Source organism: Trinickia fusca, from assembly GCF_003628145.1.
GTDB classification, from domain to species: Bacteria; Pseudomonadota; Gammaproteobacteria; order Burkholderiales; family Burkholderiaceae; genus Trinickia; species Trinickia fusca.
In genome coordinates this window covers 109774-130762 of the sequence record NZ_RBZV01000003.1, presented here as the reverse complement: position 1 = coordinate 130762, position 20989 = coordinate 109774, and the positions used below count along the sequence as shown (strand labels likewise).

20 protein-coding genes and 1 tRNA gene are annotated in these 20989 nt (G+C 62.9%); 12 read left to right on the top strand and 9 right to left on the bottom strand.

The window, feature by feature from the left end:
- Positions 1–354 precede the first annotated feature (354 nt).
- Positions 355–1530, top strand: a complete 1176-nt coding sequence (locus tag D7S89_RS09895) for a GGDEF domain-containing protein (RefSeq protein WP_121277497.1) — start codon at positions 355–357, stop codon at positions 1528–1530.
- A gap of 126 nt (positions 1531–1656) precedes the next feature.
- Positions 1657–2115, top strand: a complete 459-nt coding sequence (locus D7S89_RS09890; RefSeq protein ID WP_121277496.1) for a hypothetical protein — start codon at positions 1657–1659, stop codon at positions 2113–2115.
- A gap of 85 nt (positions 2116–2200) precedes the next feature.
- On the opposite strand, the gene D7S89_RS09885 is transcribed toward D7S89_RS09890, so the two are convergent.
- From D7S89_RS09885 to D7S89_RS09875, 3 genes are all read right to left on the bottom strand, one after another.
- Positions 2201–4375: a malate synthase G gene (locus D7S89_RS09885; protein ID WP_121277899.1), complete on the bottom strand. Its 2175-nt coding sequence runs from the start codon at positions 4373–4375 to the stop codon at positions 2201–2203.
- 44 nt (positions 4376–4419) lie between these two features.
- Positions 4420–4824, bottom strand: a complete 405-nt coding sequence (locus tag D7S89_RS09880) for a heme-binding protein (RefSeq protein WP_121277495.1) — start codon at positions 4822–4824, stop codon at positions 4420–4422.
- Between the two features lie 433 nt (positions 4825–5257).
- The gene (locus D7S89_RS09875; RefSeq protein WP_121277494.1) at positions 5258–5449 is read right to left on the bottom strand and encodes a hypothetical protein; all 192 of its coding nucleotides are present in this window, start codon (positions 5447–5449) and stop codon (positions 5258–5260) included.
- Positions 5450–6044: 595 nt separating this feature from the next.
- Between D7S89_RS09875 and D7S89_RS09870 the strand changes: the two genes are divergently transcribed.
- From D7S89_RS09870 to D7S89_RS09855, 3 genes are all read left to right on the top strand, one after another.
- The gene (locus tag D7S89_RS09870) at positions 6045–6248 is read left to right on the top strand and encodes a cold-shock protein (RefSeq protein WP_121277898.1); all 204 of its coding nucleotides are present in this window, start codon (positions 6045–6047) and stop codon (positions 6246–6248) included.
- Positions 6249–6843: 595 nt separating this feature from the next.
- Positions 6844–7131 carry a hypothetical protein gene (locus D7S89_RS09860; RefSeq protein ID WP_121277492.1) on the top strand — a complete coding sequence of 96 codons (288 nt, stop codon included), beginning with the start codon at positions 6844–6846 and terminating at the stop codon, positions 7129–7131.
- A 227-nt stretch (positions 7132–7358) separates the two neighbouring features.
- Positions 7359–7643: a hypothetical protein gene (locus tag D7S89_RS09855; protein ID WP_121277491.1), complete on the top strand. Its 285-nt coding sequence runs from the start codon at positions 7359–7361 to the stop codon at positions 7641–7643.
- 264 nt (positions 7644–7907) lie between these two features.
- On the opposite strand, the gene D7S89_RS09850 is transcribed toward D7S89_RS09855, so the two are convergent.
- Both D7S89_RS09850 and D7S89_RS09845 read right to left on the bottom strand, forming a co-directional pair.
- Positions 7908–8702: a hypothetical protein gene (locus D7S89_RS09850; RefSeq protein WP_121277490.1), complete on the bottom strand. Its 795-nt coding sequence runs from the start codon at positions 8700–8702 to the stop codon at positions 7908–7910.
- Positions 8703–9039: 337 nt separating this feature from the next.
- Entirely contained in the window at positions 9040–10437 is a 1398-nt protein-coding gene (locus D7S89_RS09845) for an MFS transporter (protein WP_121277489.1), read from the bottom strand.
- A gap of 99 nt (positions 10438–10536) precedes the next feature.
- On the opposite strand from D7S89_RS09845, the gene D7S89_RS09840 reads away from it, so the two are divergent.
- The 3 genes from D7S89_RS09840 (at position 10537) to D7S89_RS09830 (ending at position 12294) form a co-directional block, all read left to right on the top strand.
- Positions 10537–11409 (top strand): LysR family transcriptional regulator, encoded by an 873-nt coding sequence (locus D7S89_RS09840; RefSeq protein WP_121277488.1) that lies wholly within the window; start codon positions 10537–10539, stop codon positions 11407–11409.
- Positions 11410–11725: 316 nt separating this feature from the next.
- Positions 11726–12016 carry an antitoxin of toxin-antitoxin stability system gene (locus D7S89_RS09835; protein ID WP_425470768.1) on the top strand — a complete coding sequence of 97 codons (291 nt, stop codon included), beginning with the start codon at positions 11726–11728 and terminating at the stop codon, positions 12014–12016.
- On the top strand, positions 12013–12294 hold the full coding sequence (locus tag D7S89_RS09830) for a type II toxin-antitoxin system RelE/ParE family toxin (RefSeq protein ID WP_121277486.1): 282 nt from the start codon (positions 12013–12015) through the stop codon (positions 12292–12294). Before D7S89_RS09835 ends, D7S89_RS09830 begins: the two co-directional genes overlap by 4 nt.
- A 118-nt stretch (positions 12295–12412) precedes the next feature.
- Here the strand turns inward: D7S89_RS09830 and D7S89_RS09825 are convergent.
- The 4 genes from D7S89_RS09825 to D7S89_RS09810 form a co-directional block, all read right to left on the bottom strand.
- Positions 12413–12489: transfer RNA gene (locus D7S89_RS09825), tRNA-Met, on the bottom strand.
- Between the two features lie 92 nt (positions 12490–12581).
- On the bottom strand, positions 12582–14240 hold the full coding sequence (locus D7S89_RS09820) for an MFS transporter (RefSeq protein WP_121277485.1): 1659 nt from the start codon (positions 14238–14240) through the stop codon (positions 12582–12584).
- Between the two features lie 241 nt (positions 14241–14481).
- Positions 14482–16116 (bottom strand): sensor histidine kinase, encoded by a 1635-nt coding sequence (locus D7S89_RS09815; RefSeq protein WP_121277484.1) that lies wholly within the window; start codon positions 16114–16116, stop codon positions 14482–14484.
- Between the two features lie 8 nt (positions 16117–16124).
- Positions 16125–16895 carry a response regulator transcription factor gene (locus D7S89_RS09810; protein WP_121277897.1) on the bottom strand — a complete coding sequence of 257 codons (771 nt, stop codon included), beginning with the start codon at positions 16893–16895 and terminating at the stop codon, positions 16125–16127.
- A gap of 244 nt (positions 16896–17139) precedes the next feature.
- Here D7S89_RS09810 and recA point away from each other — a divergent pair, with 244 nt between their 5' ends.
- The 4 genes from recA to sucC all read left to right on the top strand — a co-directional run bounded on the left by recA (position 17140) and on the right by sucC (position 20966).
- The gene (gene recA / locus D7S89_RS09805; protein WP_121277483.1) at positions 17140–18213 is read left to right on the top strand and encodes a recombinase RecA; all 1074 of its coding nucleotides are present in this window, start codon (positions 17140–17142) and stop codon (positions 18211–18213) included.
- Positions 18214–18220: 7 nt separating this feature from the next.
- Positions 18221–18862 carry a recombination regulator RecX gene (gene recX / locus D7S89_RS09800; protein WP_121277896.1) on the top strand — a complete coding sequence of 214 codons (642 nt, stop codon included), beginning with the start codon at positions 18221–18223 and terminating at the stop codon, positions 18860–18862.
- Between the two features lie 208 nt (positions 18863–19070).
- Positions 19071–19784, top strand: a complete 714-nt coding sequence (locus tag D7S89_RS09795; protein ID WP_183085143.1) for a DUF2889 domain-containing protein — start codon at positions 19071–19073, stop codon at positions 19782–19784.
- 12 nt (positions 19785–19796) lie between these two features.
- Positions 19797–20966: an ADP-forming succinate--CoA ligase subunit beta gene (gene sucC / locus D7S89_RS09790; RefSeq protein WP_121277482.1), complete on the top strand. Its 1170-nt coding sequence runs from the start codon at positions 19797–19799 to the stop codon at positions 20964–20966.
- Positions 20967–20989: the final 23 nt, after the last annotated feature.

Genomic DNA, 20989 nt, shown 5'->3' with positions numbered 1-20989 from the left:
GTTTCGTCAGATCGAAGCGCGCGTATCTGACGTTGCAGCGCAACAGGCGCCGTGTCACATTCGTAGGGAGGAACCGGGGCGACGCATCGTTCATGGCGCTCGCTTGCCGTGACGACGATTCGCCCCTGCGAGGCACCGCTTTGCCTCGACGGCCCGACATGCCCACACCACGCTCGCGTTGATCCATATCAACGCGTTGCGTATTCGCACATTGTGCAGTGCATCGTCGAAACCCCAATATCATCGGACGTTGGTGCTGCGATACGATAGGCGTCCTTTCGTGGAGCGCGCCGGCGTGGCTGCGCTACGCCGTTTCACGCCATTGCGTGCCTCTTTTTTCGCGCAGCGTCATCCATGTTCAGTCCCGTCGCTCTCGTCGGCATTGCGATCATGTCCTGCGTGATGAGCGTCGCGGTATTGGGCTCGCTGCTGCGAGCTTCCGTGCAGGGGCTCACACGCTGGTTCGCTGCCTATAGCATCCTCACCCTCGCATTTCTGCTCCTGCTGATCGGCCCGACGCCGCAGCCGCCGCTCGCGGCCATCGTTGGCGCCAACGTGCTGCTGATCGTGGCCGCGTTCATGATCCTGCAAGGCACGCGGCAATTCTTCGGACGTCCGGCCACGTCGTGGCTCGAATGTGCGGGCGTCGGCGCGTTGCTCGTCGGTGTCGTGCATGGAGCGTTCGTGTCGCCGGATCTCAGCGTGCGCGTGGCGATCACCTCGGGATTCTTCGGCTATGTGCGCGTCGTCATCTCGTGGATGGCCTGCCGGCTGCGGCCCGCGAATCGTCCGCGCTACAGCTACTGGTTCGTCAGCGGTGCGGCGCTCGCGGGCGCGCTCGTGCACCTCGCGCGCTTTTTCGTCTATGGATTCGGCCACGGACAGCAGACGAGCGTGTTCGATCCGTCAGCGCTGAACGTGACGTTTCTGGGCCTCGGCATTCTGTCGCTGCCCTGCCTGTCGATCGGCATGGTGATGCTCGCGCACGATCGCCTCGCACAGCGCATGGAGCGGCTTGCAACCATCGACGAGCTCACCGGCGCGTTCGTGCGCCGCGCGTTTTTTGCGCAGGCGCAGGGCCTGTTGAGCCACGCGCGTGCCGCGCATGAGCCGCTGTCGGTTGCCATTCTCGACCTTGACCACTTCAAATCCATCAACGATCGCTTCGGGCATGCCGCGGGCGACCAGGCGCTCGCGAGCTTTGCCGCGGTGATCCAGTTGCGGATGCGACCCGGCGATTTGTTCGGGCGCCTCGGCGGCGAGGAGTTTGCGCTGGTGTTTCCCGATACCGGCAAGGACGAGGCGATTGCTCTGACGAACGCGCTGCGCATCGAGGTCGAAACGTCGCTGCGAGGTGAGGCCGCGTGTACGTTCAGCGCGGGCGTCGAAGCGTGCGAGGCGGGCGACACGCTTACCGTAGCGATGGCGCGAGCCGATGCGGCACTCTATGCGGCCAAGGCGATGGGCCGTAACTGCGTCATGATGGCCTCCGGCAGCGAGCCGGCAGCCGAGGGCTTGGACGCTGCGTAGTACTGCCGACACGCATGGGTGATTTGCACAGCGCGCGGCAGGGTGAGCGCCCCTTGTGCTACCGTCCATCGCTTACCGCTCGCTAGCCGCTTCGCCACTGACGGCTGCGTGCTCCCTTCACGTCCCATGAATAGGCTTGCGATGATGCTGCGTCAGCCGGTCGTTGCTGCTTCGTTCGTCGCCGCGGCGACACTCATGCTCATGCCCGCCGCCCCTGCTGCGGCCTACCCCGTCAGGCTGCAACCCGATTACGGCAGCGCTTTCGTCGCGATCTGCGTCGATGCGAACACGACGGTGCAGGTCGCCGCGCTCGTGCGTGCGCGCCGGCGCGAAGGGGACTTCTCCTACGAATGGCTCCGCAAGTACAAGGCGCTCAAGCGGCAGGGGCAATGCGTCGAGGATCACGGCAGCCGCGTGCGTGTGCTCACCTCGAAGACGATCTCAACGGGGGACGCCACGTACGACTTGCTGCAAGTCGCGGTCGACGGCCAGTTCTACGATCGCTACTACGTGCTCGAGCGCAATGCCGTGCCCATTACCGAACGCGAGCTCGAATCGGCAAAAGGCAAGCGCTTCGGGCGCTGAGCGCGGTTCGGCTCCGGCGCCGCGCAACGTACGATGCGCGGCGTGCTGCGCGGCAAAACGGCCGCCGCGCAGCGGGAGGGGCTGATCAAGCTTGCTGCATGTGGCGCTTGAACTCCAAACGGAAGCGATGCAGCAACGGCTCCGTGTAGCCGCTCGGTTGCTCGCGACCTTGCAGTGCGAGCGTGCATGCGGCGCGGAACGCGAACGATGCCTCGTAGTTCGGTGCCATCGGACGATAGTTCGGATCGTCGGCGTTCTGCTTGTCGACGACGATGGCCATGCGTTTGAACGTTTCCTCGACGAGCTCGCGCGTCACGATGCCGTGATGCAGCCAGTTCGCGATGTGCTGGCTCGAGATACGCAGCGTCGCGCGGTCTTCCATGAGGCCGACGTTGTTGATGTCGGGCACCTTCGAACAGCCGACGCCCTGATCCACCCAGCGCACCACGTAACCGAGAATGCCTTGCGTGTTGTTCTCGAGTTCGCGACGGATGTCCTCTTGCGACCACGCGGCCTGTTCGACGACCGGGATCGTCAGCAGGCCGTCGAGCAGCGCATCGCGTTCGCTAGCGTAGTCGATGCGTTCGAGTTCGGCTTGCACGGTTTGCACGTCGACTTCGTGATAGTGCAGCGCATGCAGCGTGGCCGCTGTCGGCGACGGCACCCATGCGGTGTTCGCGCCCGCGCGCAACTGCGCGCCTTTCTGCTCGAGCATCGCGCGCATGAGGTCCGGCATCGCCCACATACCCTTGCCGATCTGTGCGCGGCCGCGCAAACCGCACGCGAGACCGACGAGCACGTTGCTGCGCTCATAGGCCGTGATCCACGTCGAGGTCTTCATGTCGCCCTTGCGCATCATCGGGCCCGCTTCCATCGCCGTGTGCATTTCGTCGCCAGTGCGATCGAGGAAGCCGGTGTTGATGAACGCCACGCGTCCGCTGGCGGCCGCGATACAGGCCGCGAGGTTCACACTCGTGCGACGCTCCTCGTCCATGATGCCGATCTTGATCGTGTGACGCGGCAAGCCGTACAGGTCCTCGACACGATCGAACAGCTCGTTGGAGAACGCGACTTCGGCCGGGCCATGCATCTTCGGCTTGACGATGTAGATCGCACCCGTGCGCGAGTTGCGCTTGTTTTGCCGATCGTGCAGCGCACACAGCGTCGTCACGACCGCGTCGAGGATGCCTTCGGGAATCTCGTTGCCGTCACGATCGAGCGCGGCGCCGTTCGTCATCAGGTGGCCCACGTTACGCACGAACAGCAGCGAGCGGCCGTGGAGCGTCAGCGGTGCACCGCCGGGCGTTTGATAGGTGCGGTCTTCGTTGAGCTTGCGCGTGAAGGTCTTGCCGCCCTTGGTCATCTCCTCGGTCAGCGTGCCTTGCATGAGGCCGAGCCAGTTGCGATAGAGCAGCACCTTGTCGGCAGCGTCGACGGCTGCGACCGAGTCCTCGCAGTCGATGATCGTCGTGATCGCCGATTCGATCAGCACGTCCTTCACGTGTGCCGGGTCGCTCTTGCCGATCGGTGCATTCGCGTCGATCTGGATCTCGACGTGCAGGCCATGGTGCTTGAGCAGGATCGCGCTCGGCGCATCGGCCGAGCCTTGGAAGCCGGCGAACTGTGCGGGGGAAGCCAGCGTCGTCGTGCCGCCGTTCGTATCGACGGCAACGTGACCGTCGCGCACGGCGTAGCGCGTCGCGTCGCGGTGCGAGCCAGACGCGAGCGGGGCGATGCGGTCGAGGAACGCGCGCGCGTAGTCGATCACGCGTTGGCCACGTACCGGGTTGTAGCCGCCGGCACGCGTGGTGCCGTCGTCTTCGGGCAGCGCGTCGGTGCCGTACAGCGCATCGTAGAGGCTACCCCAGCGCGCGTTGGCCGCGTTCAGCGCATAGCGCGGATTCGAGAGCGGCACGACCAGCTGCGGTCCTGCCTGCTCGGAAATTTCCGTATCGACGCCAGCGGTGCTGACGGCGACCTGTGCCGGCGGCGGGACCAGGTAGCCGATTTCTTCGAGATGCGCGCGGAACGCGCGCGTATCGCGCACCGGGCCGGGATGCGCGCGATGCCAGCTATCGAGCGCCGTTTGTAGACGGTCGCGTTCGGCGAGCAGCGCGCGGTTCTTCGGCGCGAGCGCGTGAACGATATCGGAGAAGCCTTGCCAGAAAACCGCGCGGTCGATGCCTGTACCCGGCATCGCTTCTCGTTCGATGAACTGCTCGAGCACGGAGGCAACCCGCAGCCCGTGATGGTCGGTCATGTCATGCATGGTGTCTGCCTTGTTACTGTCGTTAAGAAAACGGCTCATTCCGCGACGCACTGCGCCCCCGCTTTCGCGATCTGCGCATCCTGATCGGACTTCACGCCCGATACGCCGATCGCGCCGACGACTTGTCCGTCGACGACGACCGGCACCCCGCCTTCGAGCGTGCCCGCTAATGGTGCACTCAGAAATGCGACGCGGCCGCCGTTGATCATATCTTCGTATGCTTTCGATTCGCGCCTGCCGAGTGCCGAAGTGCGTGCCTTCTCTAATGCAATGTAGGCGCTTGACGGGGAGGCGCCGTCGAGCCTGAGCAACGCGAGCGGGTGGCCGCCGTCGTCGACGACCACGATGGAGACAGCCCAGCCGTGTCGGTCAGCCTCGGCGCGTGCGGCCGCTGTCATCCGGCTCACTTCGGCGAGGCCGAGTACGGATTTCGTGTTCATGATCGATTTCCCAGGAAGTCAGGGAGGTGAACTCGATTGCCAAGTGTTGGACCGGCGGGCACCCCGAGCCGTTCAGGCTGGGTTCGTGGGTTGTCCAGCTATGGGCAAGCCTGCTCCGGCCGCGTGACGGACCGACTTATTTCGGCTGCGAGCGCGTCGTCATGGACGGGGGCATGCGAGCAAGGGCCTGGAGTACGCCGATGTCGCGATACCCGGCATCGGCCTGTTGTCGGAGGATGCAGCCGAACTCGAGCAGGAGCGCGGCTCTTTTACATCGCCGCGACGCGCTCGACGGATCGACTGCTCGTGACTGGCAGCGGCGATTCGCTATTCATGCGCAAGCTGTTTCTGCAGTCGGCTTCGGCAGGGTGAGCACAGACATCGGGCGGCCTCGGTCGGCGCCCGATGAGGTTGATGCGGTCAAATGATGGAGTCAGATGACGCGCAGGTTGCGAATGCGACCGATTTGCGGCGAGCGTTGCCGGATCAAGTCGGTCAAGTATTCGGGTAGTAGCGCGCGCGGAATGTCTGAGGGAACGTCCGAGACCAATTGCGATGGCACGTGGACAATGAAGTTGTCCGGATCAGTCGCAAGACTGTGTTCGTAGGTGACGCGGTAGTCCACGATGGTTTGCCGTAACCGTTTTAGTGAATGTCGAGCGCGAGCGAATCTCGCACCAATTCGGTTGGCCCCGCACCGTCGGCCTTTTCCTTTTGTATCGATCGATTGATCGAGGGGGCCGAAGATGTACAACCGTTGCAAGCGTTGGCTTGCACCCCGTGTTTTTGTTGGCGGCGCAATCGCGGAGGGGGAGCCGGATGGCGCTTCGAATCTGCTGCCGTGCGCCTTGCGCGATCTTGAGGATGGCGCAAGGCGGCAACAGGCGTGCGGTGATGGTATCACGGGGCCGACGTCGATCCGACCTGCACGGATCCCGGGTCGTGCTGATCTGCACGGCGAATACAACCAAAGAGAATGCGGCTCGGCCTGCTGCATCAGTCGCGTCATGCTCAAGTATCGGTGTCCGACGTGCGCTTGACCGAAACAGGTTGACGGGGTGGTTGACGAAGCGTAGGTTGCGTAGTTGAAGTCCTCAAGAAGCGCGATTGCTGCTCATCACTGACCGCGGACCGCGGTATTCGTTGTCCTCTCCCTCCTTGATTCTTTTTTGCGCCCTCGTATCGGGGTGCATACCTTCATTTGTTTTCAGGAGATCTTTATGGATACCGGTACCGTCAAGTGGTTCGACGAGGGCAGGGGCTTTGGTTTCATCACGCCGGACAAAGGCGGCGATGACCTGTTCGCACACTTCTCCGAGATTCGCGGTGATGGGTTCAGAACGCTCACTGACCATCAAAAAGTGAGCTACGAGACGAAGCGTGGCCCCAAGGGGTTGCAAGCGGCGAACATCACCCCGCTGTAAGTTGCGTCAGGCGCCGGCCCCGAATGCGGGACCGGTTGCGTAGGCTACTTTTTTGCGCATCACGCACCTGCATTGCAGGTGCGAGCGGTCCACCGTGAGTTCATCACGACTACCGCTCGGCATCCGAACGACCCGTGCGCATAGACGCGTATGTACCGTGCCAGGAAAGCGGCGAGTGCGTCGCGATATCGGTGGCGCATGGCCAATCCGTTCGAGCGTGGGGCGCGCCTGCGAACGTGCGTCGCACCCTGCGTCCCAATGCCGGACTCCCGTGCTTGGGCGCACCGCGTTGCGGCGCCGATGAAAGGGAGTCGATGTCGCCGGCCCGATGCTTGAAATGCATCGAGATCCTCACTGGAAATAGGCGTTGGACATGCTACGCCACGCGCGTATGATGGCCACATCAGAGCAGTCATCTGTCGAGCGCCCCTCCTGACTGCTTGCCGCCTCATCTATCTGATTGTTGCGTCGCGCCTCCCCCTCCCGCGCGCATTGTTTAACCCCCGCACTCTCGCCTATCGCACTGACAGTGCCGATATCGGCTTGACTGCCTTCGTCCGTACGATCCGATGTTGTCGATCGCCAGGAGTTCATCATGAGTACGCATGTGTACCGCGGATTCGAAATATATCCGCTAATTTATTCTCACCTCCCGCCCCAAGATGGTCGGGCTCACGACTACGAAGCCGGTTTCGACGCGGCAGTCAAGATTTGCCTTCGTGGCACCGACACGACGATTACCCGAAGCCAGACCTTCAAGCTTCTCGACGATTCGCCGTTTGCCAGTGCCGGCGATGCGCGCCGCGCTTCACTGCACTATGCCGAAGGCATCATCGACCGAAACCGAGGCGAGCAGTGGACGCTTGCCGAGGTTCTTTCATAAGGCGCTCCGATTAGGCGCGAGCGGCCAGCGACATGCGGTGCCGAGGTACCGCCAAATTGATTCGCAATCCTTATTATTTAGTTGGGTGTGCTTGCGCCCAATTTCGGGGTATCCCATTGCTCGCTTCGTCGATGTCACCTGCTCGCTAACGGGCCATGCACTGGCCGCTTCGAAGTTGACGAGCAGGTTGTTTCAGCGAAAGATTCGTCGAATAAACAGAACCGTCCATGAAAATCGAACACAGTTCCATTCCCTACTACCTTGTTCTTCGTGCAGGCTGGGCACCGTATGTGTTGAATGCAGACCGCCTGGTGCTCCGCCGTGAAGCGAGTCCGCTGTTGCGGGCGTTTGCGCGAACTCGCGGAAGGTTCGCACATATCGATGGCGTCGCGTGGAACGACTTCTCGGACGCTGAAGGCGTTTCGGTGGTCGAGCGTCAGGAGACAGGGTTCTATGCGCTGATTAAAGGGACTGAGACCGAGCATCAATTGCGATTGCTGGTCACCCTCTGACGTCGCTGTTGGGGCGGCCGTACGACTATACGGAAGCTCATCTTCCATGCCGCATTCCTTGCGGGCGGTCGCGAGGAGGTGGGAAATGATCGGCTAGCCCGGGCCGGATCGCGAGCGCGCCAGGAACGCCGTCGGCAAATCGAGCAAGTTGAACGCCGAACGCCGCGAACTACGCGTAATGGACCGGCCACTCAGATCGGGCTTAGACCTTTGTGCGACTCGAAGTCAGAGGTGGGCGCAAGACACGGCTATGTCTGCGGCCCCTTAGTCAGAATCAACCCCCAGTATCCAGCCCTCGACTTCCGCAACAGCTTGCGTCGCTGGGTCCAGACGCGGATGAAGCACCGCTTGCAATCGCCCCTCCTGGTCTGCACGCCGCAGCCACGCCGCTACAGTGTAGGCGTCGTGTTGATCGTTGGTCATGCCTTCCTGCGCGGCGAAAGCATGCCGCCACATCGATGGATAGGCCTCGACGATCGCGGAACGACCCGACGGAATGTCCCACCCGTCGAACGGCCAGAAGTGAACCCTATCGCCAAGCTGTCGATGCAGATACAGCAGCCACGGCAGGCCTGAGTGCGTCGATTTGGCAACCGAGCCTTGTACGTCGAAGTGGAACACCGACTTGGCCTTGCAGCGCTGTTCGCTGATACGCCGCCACTTGGCGCTCCCCTGTCGTGCCGAGCCATTGCCAGCGAGGCCGTCGCGGACGAAATCGACGTAGACGTATGGCTCGTCAGTTGGCCAATGCTTCTGAAAGTCCTCAAGGAAGACGTACCAGTCGAGCTCCAATTGATGAGCCTCGAAGTAGCGCAGAGGGAAGGAGAAGCTATGGTCGATGCCGACAATCGTGGGAATGTCCTCCCGCAGGAGGTCCGCCAGCCACATCGCGAGGCCACGCCGAGTCCAATATTTGCGCGGGCTGGGCGGAGGGAAAACCTCCGCAGGCTCGGCATGCTCATGGTCGGCCATGTAGGCTCGCAGGCCCTTGAGGCTGTCGCTGGGTGTCTGGGCACCGGAATAATCGATGCCCACGTAGCGTCGAAAAGTAGTCGACATGCTGAGCTTTCGTTCGAGGTTTAAAGCCGTAATGAGATGACCAACATCGACGTGGCGAAACTCACTTCACCGGGGTGGCGGGTCATTCTGACGGTCTTCAACCGTGCGCAGTGAAGCTGCGAACAACCGAGTCTGCCACGCCGCCTGGATTGATATTGGGCGTTGTCACCTACGATGACAACGCCTCACACGAGCGCTGAAAAATCGACTTTTCAGCCTGGCAATGATGGTGTGGGAACAACAGGTCCTACCAGCCAGTACTCCTGAGGAGGCTGCGAATCTGCCATGGAGCAACGGTGGGCACGACGCTCCATGCCCCATGCCCATGCAACGGTCTTCAGCTCACTTGCTTCTTCGTGCCGAGCCCCAACCAGCACATGGCGCTTCCCGCCAAGAGCAGCATGACCGCTGTGCCGATCGACCAGTGCATACCCGTCATGAACGCTTGCTGCCCGGTATCACGCACCAAGTAGCCGAACACTGCAACGCCGAGCAAGCCTCCGACCTGCCGGGCCGAATTGAGCACGCCCGACGCGACACCTGCTCGCGAGGCGTCCACTGACGACAGCGTGACGTTGGTCATGGTTGGGACCATCAACGCGACGCCGCTGGCCGCCATGAGCATGGGCACCACCAGCCAGCCATAGGCGCCGTCGATACGAACAGGTAAGAGCAGCAGGTATCCCGACGCGGCGATGAGCAAGCCCAGCACCATCAACGGCCTTGCCCCTACCCGGGTGATGAGACGACCAGCGAGTACGTTGACCGCCATCAACACGATCGTCATAGGCAGGAATGCCATCCCCGTTTGCTCGGGTGACAGCCGCTGCTCGATCTGAAAGAAGAGGCTGAACACGAAGATCAGCCCGTAGTAAGCGAAATTGACGATGACGCCGGAGATCGAAGAGATCGAGAACGCCGGTACACGAAACAGTCCCAGCTGTAGCATGGGTGACTTGCTGCGTGACTCGATGCAGATGAATCCGGCAACGCCGACTACTGCCAGCAGCAAACCGCCTTGCACCCAGGCACTCCCCCAGCCCAGGCGGCCCACCTCCGTGAGTGAGGCCGTCAGTGCCGCCAACGAAAGAACTGCGGCAATCTGCCCAGGCCAGTCCAGACTACGGTTATGCCCCGCACCGTCGGCGGCGGCATATCGAAGCGTGAGGAAACCACCGAGTAGTCCGATCGGCAGATTGACGAGAAAGATGCTGCGCCAGCCCCAATGCGTGACCAGCACGCCACCGAGCACCGGTCCCGCCGCCAGCGAGATACCGCCGATGGCGCTCCACCAGCCCACGGCGCGGCTGCGCTGGAGCTTGTCCGGAAAAGCGCGCTGAAGCATGGCGAGCGAATTGGGAACCAGCAGCGATGCCCCAACGCCCTGGATCAGCCGAGCACCGACCAGCATCGTCAGATCGGTGGCCAGACCACAGGCGACGGAAGCTAGCGTGAAGAGCGTGAAACCGCAGAGGAAGACACGCCGAGACCCAAAGCGGTCACCCAATACACCGCTGGTCAACAACAGTGCGGCGAATACCAGCGTGTAGGCGTTGAGTACCCATTGCAGCCCGGCCACGTCGGTGGCGAACTCGCGGCGCAATGCGTCGAGCGCGACATTCACGACACTGACGTCCAACAACACGACTACGAAGCCAAGCGCGGCCGCAATGAGCGTGCCATTCGGCGAAGATGAAGAAGACGATAAAGAAGACGCAGAAGACGAGGAAGGCATAGATAGTCATCCGGAACATTGAACAAGACGGATGCTATGCTTCGGCGATCTCCGCGTAAATTCCCTAAAACTGCAAGCCAAGGTGGAGAAAACGCACCGATGTTCGATTGGGAAAACCTGCGTCATTTCCTCGCCGTGGGCCGAGCTGGAACTCTGTCTGGCGCAGCGCGGTCGCTGCGCGTGGATCACGCCACCGTCAGCCGCCGGTTGGCGGCGCTGGAGGATGAGCTGAAAGTCGCCCTAGTCGAGCGATTGCCTCGTGCCTGTCGGCTGACGCCCGCTGGCATTCAGGTTTTCGAGCAGGCCAAGGCCATGGAGGCGGCTGCCTTTGCCGTCGAACGGCATACCCGCGCGAGCCAGGCGCCCTTGAGCGGCAAGGTCACGCTCAGCGCGCCACCCGTGCTGGTTACGCATTTTCTGGCCACCCGCCTGGCGGATTTCCAGACTGCCTACCCGGGCATCCAGCTTTCCATCACGGCCGAAGCGCGGCAGGTGTCGCTAACTCGCCGGGAAGCGGATGTGGCATTGAGGCTGGTACGCCCGAAGGAATCCAGCAACGTCATCCGCCGCATCGGCCGCATGCCGTTCGCGTTGTACGCCAGCCGCCGCTACTCAGCCCTGAGCGAACCGAGCCGTTGGACCTTCATCGCCTATGACGAGCAGTTCGCTGACATGCCACAGCAGCAATGGCTGCTGAATATCGCCGGGCAACGCCCCGTGAGTTGCGAGCTTAGCGACATCAGCAGTCATCTGATTGCGGCTCGGGCCGGAGCGGGGGTGGCGGGCTTGCCGTGCTTTCTTGGTGATACCGACAAGCAACTGGTCAGAGTCGATGATCAAGGCGCTCCCTTCGCGCGCGACATCTGGCTAGTCACCCATCGGGATCTCAGGCGCTCGGAAACCGTACGGGCAGTCATGGATTACTTGAGTGAAGCCTTTCGGAGCGACACCGCGTTTGGAGAGGCGGGGTAACTTGCGCATGGGAATGACGCACCAAGTGAACCCCGAATGCAAAAAGCCCCATGTAACCGATTGGATGCATGGGGCTTTTTGCATTTGGTGGCGAATCAGGGACTCGAACCCCTCGGGTTTGCGCGGTAGTCTGGAAAGCAGGGCTAGATAGAGGTGTCGTTGACGCTTTGTTGAATCGTCTCATCCTGTGCTGGGTGATCCAGGCGGGAGTTCTTCAGCGCACGGTTGCCGGCGGTCGCCGGTGGCGAGCGGATCGCGGCTGCATACTGATGACGTATATACTTCCTCTGTACTTCCCGGCGTTGAGGCGACCATGATGAAAGAGGCTATTTTCACTATGAAGTTGGAATCTGATCTGCGCGATGCCTTTATGGCTGAGGCGAAGGCAGCGCATCGGCCGGCGTCACAAGTCGTTCGCGATTTGATGCGTGATTTCGTCCAGCGTCAGCGTGAAGCGCGGGAGTACAACGACTTCTTGCGTCGCAAGGTTGAGGTTGCACGTGCCTCGGTGCGAGCAGGTCGGGGCCGATCCAATGAGGAAGTCGAGGCGGAAGCTGCTGAGTGGCGCGCGGAGATGTTGCGCAACGTTGGAGAGTCTGACACGTGAGGGTTATTTGGACGTCGGAGGCTCAACAGGACCGGAACGATGTCCGCGAACGTATTGCGGCCGACAATCCTCGTGCTGCGTTGCGGATGGACCAGCTTTTTAGCGACGCCGTTACGAAGCTGGCTGATTTCCCGAATGTGGGGCGGTTAGGCGAGATTACCGGCACGCGCGAACTGATTCCGCATGAGAGTTACCGCATTGTGTACGAAGCTGTGGATGACACCGTCTGGGTTTTGGCAGTGGTGCATACGGCTCGGCAGTGGCCACCAGTGGCTTAACAGAGGAGATCGAAGCAGCGGCTGGGAGGGATGAATTGCGGCGGGTGCGCGATTGAACTTTCGTTGAACCGCAGAAAAGAACAAGGGCCTAGCGCGAACGCTAAGCCCTTGGTAATGCTGGTGGCGAATCAGGGACTCGAACCCCGGACCTGCGGATTATGATTCCGTCGCTCTAACCAACTGAGCTAATTCGCCGAAGAGCCGAATTATGCTCACGGCGAGGCGGGCTGTCAACCCCTTATTATCGCCCGCCTACCGAGAGCGGTCTCCTGCACCCCAAACCCCGCTCAATCCCTCGCGTAGATGTCGGAATCCTTGGTCTCCTTCACGAACAGCATCCCGATCACGAACGTGATCAAGGCCACCACCACCGGATACCACAGCCCCGAGTAGATGTTGCCCTGCGCCGCGACGATCGCGAACGCCGTCGCCGGCAGGAAGCCGCCGAACCAGCCATTACCGATGTGATAGGGCAGCGACATCGACGTATAGCGGATGCGCGTCGGGAACATCTCCACGAGCATCGCCGCGATCGGCCCGTACACCATCGTCACGTAGATCACGAGCAGCGTCAGCACCACCACCGTCATCGGCCAGTTCAACTGCGCCGGATCGGCCTTGGGCGGATAGCCCGCGCTCTTGAGCGTCCCTCCGAGCGACTTCTCGAACGCCTTGGCCTTGTCCTTCGCGCCGGGGGCTTTGCCGTCATAGGTGTCGATCGTGGTGTCGCCGACCTTGATCTGCGCCAGCGTGCCCGCCGGCGCCGCCACGTTCGAGTAGTTCAAGCCGGCCTTGGAGAGCGCGCTCTTGGCGATGTCGCACGAGCTCGTGAACTTGGCCGTGCCGACCGGGTTGAACTGGAACGAGCACTCGTCGGGATTGGCCACCACGACGATCGGCGACTTCTGCGTCGCGGCCTCGAGCGCCGGGTTCGCATAGTGCGTCAGTGCCTTGAACAGTGGGAAGTAGGTCAGCGCAGCAATCAGGCACCCGGCCATGATGATCGGCTTGCGGCCGATGCGGTCCGACAGCGAGCCGAAGAACACGAAGAACGGTGTGCCGATCAGAAGCGCCAACGCAACCAGGATGTTGGCGCTTGCCCCATCGACTTTCAGCGTCTGGGTCAGGAAGAACAGCGCATAGAATTGGCCCGAGTACCACACCACCGCCTGGCCGGCCGTCAGGCCGATCAGCGCCAGAATCACGATCTTCAGGTTCCGCCATTGGCCGAACGACTCGGTCAGCGGCGCCTTCGACGTCTTGCCTTCGGCCTTGATGCGCATGAAAGCCGGCGATTCGCTCAGTTGCAGCCGGATCCACACCGAGACGCCGAGCAGGATCAGCGACGCGACGAACGGCACGCGCCAGCCCCAGGCACCAAATGCCTCTTCGCCTACCCACGTGCGCACGCCGAGAATAACGAGCAGCGACAGGAACAGGCCCAGCGTCGCCGTCGTCTGAATCCATGAGGTGTAGTAGCCGCGCCGGTGCGCGGGCGCGTGCTCAGCCACGTACGTCGCCGCGCCGCCGTACTCGCCGCCCAGCGCGAGCCCTTGCAGCAGCCGCATCGCGATGAAGATGACCGGCGAGGCGAAGCCGATCGCGGCATACCCGGGCAGGAAGCCGACGACGAACGTCGACAGCCCCATGATCACGATCGTGATGAGGAACGTGTACTTGCGCCCGACCATGTCGCCGAGCCGCCCGAATACGATCGCGCCGAACGGGCGCACTGCGAAGCCGGCCGCAAAGCCGAGTAGCGTGAAGATGAAGCCGGCTGTCGGATTCACGCCGGAGAAGAAGCTCTTGCTGATGTAAGCCGCCAGCGAGCCGGCCAGATAGAAGTCGTACCACTCGAAAACGGTGCCGAGCGACGACGCGAAGATTACCCGCTTCTCGTCGCCCGTCATCGGCGCGTCCGAAACGCGCCCGCCAACGGTTGCCATAAGTCGTCTCCAAATAATTTTGATATCGGTACGTGCGAGGCGCGCCCGGCGCACCTGTCGTCGATTATTGGAAGACTAGCTTACGGTGTACTGACGCGAAAGCGCATAGCGAAGCGGGTGTGGGTGAAGGCGCAGTTCTTTGAACGTCGCGTTTTGTTGTGCTTACATCCGCTAAAGTCGCGTAAATTGGCTGCTTGGTCGTGCATTCGTGCCCCGTTTTTGGGGGCTATCGGGGACGGCTTTAGGGTAAGTCCGGGGCCGGGGCATGCACCGGCAAGCTGACACGCACGAGCGTGCCCGCGAGGCGGGGCGAAGTCTGATAGACGTGGTCGTCGAGGGTCAGCGTGCCGCCGTGCATCGTTGCGATCTCGCGCACGATCGCCAGGCCGAGCCCGCTGCCGTCGCCTTCGCGGCCAAGGATGCGATAGAAGCGCTCGACCACTTTGGGCCGTTCGGCCGGCGCAATGCCTGGCCCGGTGTCCTCGACCTCGAGATGAACGAGGTTCTTCGCCGGCTCCGCCATCACGCGCACGGTGATACGGCCGTTCACCGGCGTGTAGCGGATGGCGTTGTCGATGACGTTCGACAGCATCTCGCGCAGCATCACGGGATTACCGTCGACGAAGACGGGCTCGCCGGGCCCTTCGTAGCCGAGGTCCATCTGCTTGGCGAGCGCCGCCTGCACCCATTCACGCACGGCGAGCCGCGCAAGATGCGCGACTTCGACCGGCGCGAAGACCTGCCCCGAGAGCCGGTTCTCGGCGCGTGCGAGCGCGAGCAGCTGCGTGACGAGACGCGCGGTCTGATCGGCGCCTGCCGCGATCTGCTCGAGCGAGTGCCGCACCTCGGGCGACACTTCTTGCCGCAGCGCCAGTTCGGCCTGCATCTGCAGGCCGGCAAGCGGCGTCTTCATCTGATGCGCGGCATCGGCGATGAAGCGCTTTTGCAGATCGATGTTCTGGGCAAGACGCGTGAGCAGATCGTTGAACGACGTGACGAGCGGTTCGATCTCGGGCGGAGCGCGCAGCGCGTCGAGCGGTGAGAGGTCATCGGGGCGGCGCGCGCGCAGGTTGGCCTGCAATGCCGTGAGCGGCGCGAGGCCGCGCGAGAGCCCGAACCACACGAGCACGATCGCGAGTGGCAGGATCACGAACTGCGGCAGGATCACGCCTTTGATGATGTCGTTCGCGAGTGCGCTGCGTTTGTCGAGCGTTTCGCCGATTTGAACGAGGGCGGAAGCAGCCTGCCCGCTGGCCGCCCCGCAGAGCGCCCCGGAGGGGTGGGCCAGGACGTCCTCACACGGGGGCGCGGCCGGAAACTCGACCGTTGTATAGGCGATGCGGATGTCGTTGCCGTGGAACGTCTCGTCACGAAATTCGACGAGCCCGGGCGGCGGGCGATCGTCTTCGGTGGGCAGCGGCATGTCGGCGGCACCGGCGACGAGTTCGCCGCGCGTGCCGAGCACCTGATAAAAGACCTTGTCGGTGTTGTCGCTGCCGAGGAAGTCGCGTGCCACGTCGGGCAGCGTCAGCGTCGCCACGCCGTTGACGGGATGGATCTGCCGCGCGAGCACATAGGCGTCGGTCTCGAGCGCGCGGTCGAACGGGCCATTCGCGATGGCCTTGGCCACGAGATAGGTGACGGCGATGCTCATCGGCCACAGTAATAACAGCGGCGCGAGCATCCAGTCGAGGATCTCGCCGAACAGCGAGCGGGGACGGGCGGTGGCCGTGCCTTCGGCCTCATCGGGCGGCGCGAACGGATTGGGGGGCGCGGCCTCGTGCTCGGTGTCGGGCGTATGCGCCGCAGGGTTCGGCTGTGCAGGGCGGGGGCCGTCGCGCGGCGCGTCGTCCTTCGTAGAGGCGGGCGAAGCCACGGAACAGCCTACTTCGGTGGTGCGGTCGCGGCGCTGTCCGCTGCCCCGGCAGGCGGCGCGGTACCGTTGGGCAACGGCGCCGCGGGCGTTTCGCCTGGCGCGGGCTGACTTGCGGCAGGCTTTTCCAGGCAGTAGCCGAGGCCGCGCACGGTGACGATACGCACGCCGCTCGGCTCGATCTTCTTGCGCAGCCGGTGCACGTACACTTCGATCGCGTTGTTGCTGACTTCCTCGCCCCATTCGCACAGGTGGTCGACGAGCTGCTCTTTCGAGACGAGCCGGCCGATCCGCTGCAGCAGCACTTCGAGCACGCCGAGTTCGCGTGCCGACAGTTCGAGCATCTGGTCGTTGACCGAGGCGACGCGGCCGACCTGATCGAACGCCAGCGAGCCGTGCCGCACGACGGTCGGACCGCCGCCCGAGCCTCGGCGCGTGAGCGCGCGCACGCGCGCTTCGAGTTCGTTCAGATGAAACGGCTTGGTCATGTAGTCGTCGGCGCCGAGATCGAGCCCCTTGACGCGCTCGTCGACGCCGTCGGCGGCCGTCAGGATCAGCACCGGCAGATTCGAATTGCGGGCGCGCAGGCGGCGCAGCACCTCGAGGCCCGTCATGCGCGGCAGGCCCAGATCGAGGATCAGCAGGTCGAATGTCTGCATCGACAGGGCCGCATCGGCTTCGGCGCCGCCCTTGACGTGGTCGACGGCATAGCCCGATTGGCGGAGTGATCGAACGAGGCCGTCCGCGAGTATGCTGTCGTCTTCGGCAATGAGTATTCGCATGATGCGCCGTTGGCTTGCCGGCGCAGTGCGGCCGGCCGCGCGGCTGTCTCCGGATGGTCTCGTATGGCCGCGGCTCCAGCGCATCGCTGCCTTGTTGCCACAACGCAAATCCGCACGCATCGGGCTTGCACAAAACCCTGTTTTTTTATACAGTGTCTGCGTTTCGTGCGCCGGCCGGCAAGCAGTGCTGCTGCAGCCCGTTCGCCCCACCTCAGACGCCGCTCATCATAGCAAAGGACGATTCATGGAAGAAAGCAAGAAAGGCTCGGCTGGACTGACTGCTGAAAAGAGCAAGGCACTCGCTGCAGCGCTCGCGCAGATTGAAAAGCAGTTCGGCAAGGGGTCGGTCATGCGGCTCGGCGACGGTGAGGTGGCCGAGGATATCCAGGTTGTGTCGACGGGCTCGCTGGGCCTTGATATCGCGTTGGGCGTCGGTGGTCTGCCGCGCGGCCGGGTGGTCGAAATCTACGGGCCGGAATCGTCGGGTAAGACCACGCTGACGCTGCAAGTCATCGCGGAAATGCAAAAGCTCGGCGGCACGGCGGCGTTCATCGATGCCGAGCACGCGCTCGATATCCAATATGCGGCGAAGCTCGGCGTGAACGTCGGCGATCTGCTCGTGTCGCAGCCCGACACCGGCGAGCAAGCGCTCGAAATCACCGACGCACTCGTGCGTTCGGGCTCGATCGACATGATCGTCATCGACTCGGTCGCGGCACTGGTGCCGAAGGCCGAAATCGAGGGCGAAATGGGCGACTCGCTGCCGGGCCTGCAGGCACGCCTGATGTCGCAGGCACTGCGTAAGCTCACGGGCACGATCAAGCGCACGAACTGCCTCGTCATCTTCATCAACCAGATCCGCATGAAGATCGGCGTGATGTTCGGCAACCCCGAAACGACGACGGGCGGTAACGCACTGAAGTTCTACGCATCGGTGCGGCTCGATATCCGTCGCGTCGGCTCGATCAAGAAGAACGACGAGGTGATCGGCAACGAAACGCGCGTGAAGGTGGTCAAGAACAAAGTGTCGCCGCCGTTCCGCGAAGCGATCTTCGACATCTTGTACGGCGAGGGCATTTCACGCCAAGGTGAAGTCATCGATCTCGGCGTGCAGGCGAAGATCGTCGACAAGGCCGGTGCCTGGTACAGCTACAACGGTGAACGTATCGGCCAGGGCAAGGACAACGCACGCGAATTCCTGCGTGAGAATCCCGAGATGGCTCGCGAAATCGAGAATCGCATCCGTGAATCGCTGGGCGTGAACGCGATGCCGGCGGCGCAAGGGGGCGATGTCGAACTGGCCGACGACGAAGAGTAAGTCTCGCGTGATACGTAAAGGGCGGGCTGCGCCGGGTGCCGATCGCGGCAGCCGGCGATATGGTGAGTCGGGCGATTCGCGCGATGGCGATACTGCCGAGCGTGGCTCGCTCGATCCGCTCGATCCCGCTTCGGGCTACGAGTCGCCGGAATCCTCCGAGTCGTCGCGCACTTCGCGCGAACGCGAGACGCGCTCGAACCGGCCCACTCGTTCGCTCAAAGCACGCGCGCTCGATTACCTGTCGAGGCGCGAATACAGCCGGACTGAACTTTCCCGCAAGCTGGCTCCGTTCGCCGAAGAGGGCGATTCACTCGACGCACTCATCGACACGCTCGAGCGCGAAGGCTGGCTCTCCGATGCGCGCTTTGCCGAGAGCGTCGTGCATCGACGTGCCGCGCGCATGGGCGCCAATCGCATCGTCAGCGAGCTGCGCCGTCATGCAGTCGACGATACCTTGATCGAAGCGGTTGGCGCGGAGCTGCGTGAGACTGAGTACTCACGCGCGCAGGCCGTATGGCGCAAGAAGTTTGGCGAGCTGCCGCAGACCCCGGCCGAACGCGCGAAGCAGGCGCGCTTTCTCGCGATGCGCGGGTTCTCGAGCGCGACGATCACCAAGATCCTCAAAGGCGACGACGACTGGGGCGAATGACTCGCGTCTACGTGTAGCGCCGTGGTGAGTGGTGGCCAGGGCCGGGGCTGATGTCGTCGCACCGTCAATCACTATCCGCCACGACCAGGTTGCGCCCAGTGCAACCACCCGTCGGAGGGTGGGGCAGGCCGACAGCGCGCTGCCCTCAGTCTGAAATACTCAGTATGCTAAAATTCAACGGTTTTCCTCTCCAGCCGTCTCCCCTCGCATGCCGCTTTCGCCGCCCGTGTCCCGCCACTTGCGCCATCGACGCGCAATTCGCGCGGAAGCTTTCGAGCGCGACGACGGTCTATGGGACATCGAGGCGTGCCTGACCGACCATAAGCCGCGCGACGTCGAGTTAGCGTCCGGCGTGCGGCAAAATGGTCTGCCGATCCATGAACTCTGGCTCCGCATCACCATCGACCGCAAGCTCACGATCGTCGACGCCGAGGCGTCGTCGGATTGGGTGCCATATCCCGGTCATTGTGAAGCTGCCTCTCCCGCCTACCGCGCCCTCATCGGGCTCAACCTGTTCGACGACTTCCGCCGCCAGGCAAACCGCTTGTTCGGCGGCACCGCAGGTTGCTCCCATCTCACCGAACTCTGCTCCATCCTGCCGACCGCCGCGATTCAAGCGTTCGCGGGCGACGTTTGGAGCACGCGCGACGTGGCCAGCGATGCCGGGAAAAGCGAAGCGAACGGATCGACGCGCGCTGCAGAGCAGGAAAAGCCGCCGTTTCAACTCGATCGCTGCCAGGCGCTGCGCTTTGACGGTGAGGCGGTGCGGCGTTTTTATCCGCGCTGGTACGGCTATACGCCGCGTCATGCGGCAACGCTTGACAGGGCGACCCACGAGGCAGCGGCACGCGCAAGCGATGCAGCGGTCGCGTCCGGCCCGACCAATGTCAGTGATCAAGAAGTTCAATCCAACTCAGACTGAAGGGAATCACGCATGAAGATTCACGAGTACCAGGGTAAAGAGATCCTGCGGAAATTCGGCGTCGCGGTACCGCGCGGCACGCCGGTATTCTCGGTGGACGACGCGGTCAAGGCCGCTGAAGAGCTCGGCGGCCCGGTGTGGGTCGTCAAGGCTCAGATCCACGCAGGTGGCCGTGGCAAGGGCGGCGGCGTGAAGGTTGCGAAGTCGCTCGAGCAAGTGCGCGAGTACTCGAACCAGATCCTCGGCATGCAGCTCGTCACGCATCAAACCGGCCCCGAAGGCCAGAAGGTGAACCGTCTTCTGATCGAAGAAGGCGCGGACATCAAGAAGGAGCTGTACGTCGGCATCGTGATCGACCGCGTGTCGCAGAAGGTCGTCGTGATGGCCTCGAGCGAAGGCGGCATGGACGTCGAAGAAGTCGCCGAGAAGACGCCTGAAGCGATCCACAAGGTCGCCGTCGAGCCGTCGACGGGCCTGAAGGACGCCGAAGCCGACGACCTCGCGAAGAAGATCGGCGTGCCCGACGCTTCGATCCCGCAAGCACGCGAGATCCTGCAACGTCTGTACAAGGCATTCTGGGAAACCGACGCGTCGCTGGCCGAAATCAACCCGCTGATCCTCACGGGCGACGGCAAGGTCATCGCGCTCGACGCCAAGTTCAACTTCGATTCGAACGCGCTGTTCCGTCACCCGGAAATCGTTGCGTACCGCGATCTCGACGAAGAAGATCCGGCTGAAGTCGAAGCGTCGAAGTTCGACCTCGCGTACATCTCGCTCGACGGCAACATCGGCTGCCTCGTGAACGGCGCCGGTCTGGCGATGGCCACGATGGACACGATCAAGCTGTTCGGCGGCGAGCCGGCGAACTTCCTCGACGTCGGCGGTGGCGCGACGACCGAGAAGGTCACGGAAGCGTTCAAGCTGATGCTGAAGAACCCGGGCCTGAAGGCGATTCTCGTCAACATCTTCGGCGGGATCATGCGTTGCGACGTGATCGCCGAAGGCGTGATCGCCGCATCGAAGGCCGTGCATCTGCAAGTGCCGCTCGTCGTGCGCATGAAGGGCACGAACGAAGACCTCGGCAAGAAGATGCTCGCCGAATCGGGACTGCCGATCATTTCGGCGGACAGCATGGAAGAGGCTGCGCAGAAGGTCGTCGCGGCTGCCGAGGGTAAGGCCTAAGCGGCCCCCAGGCGCAACAGGCT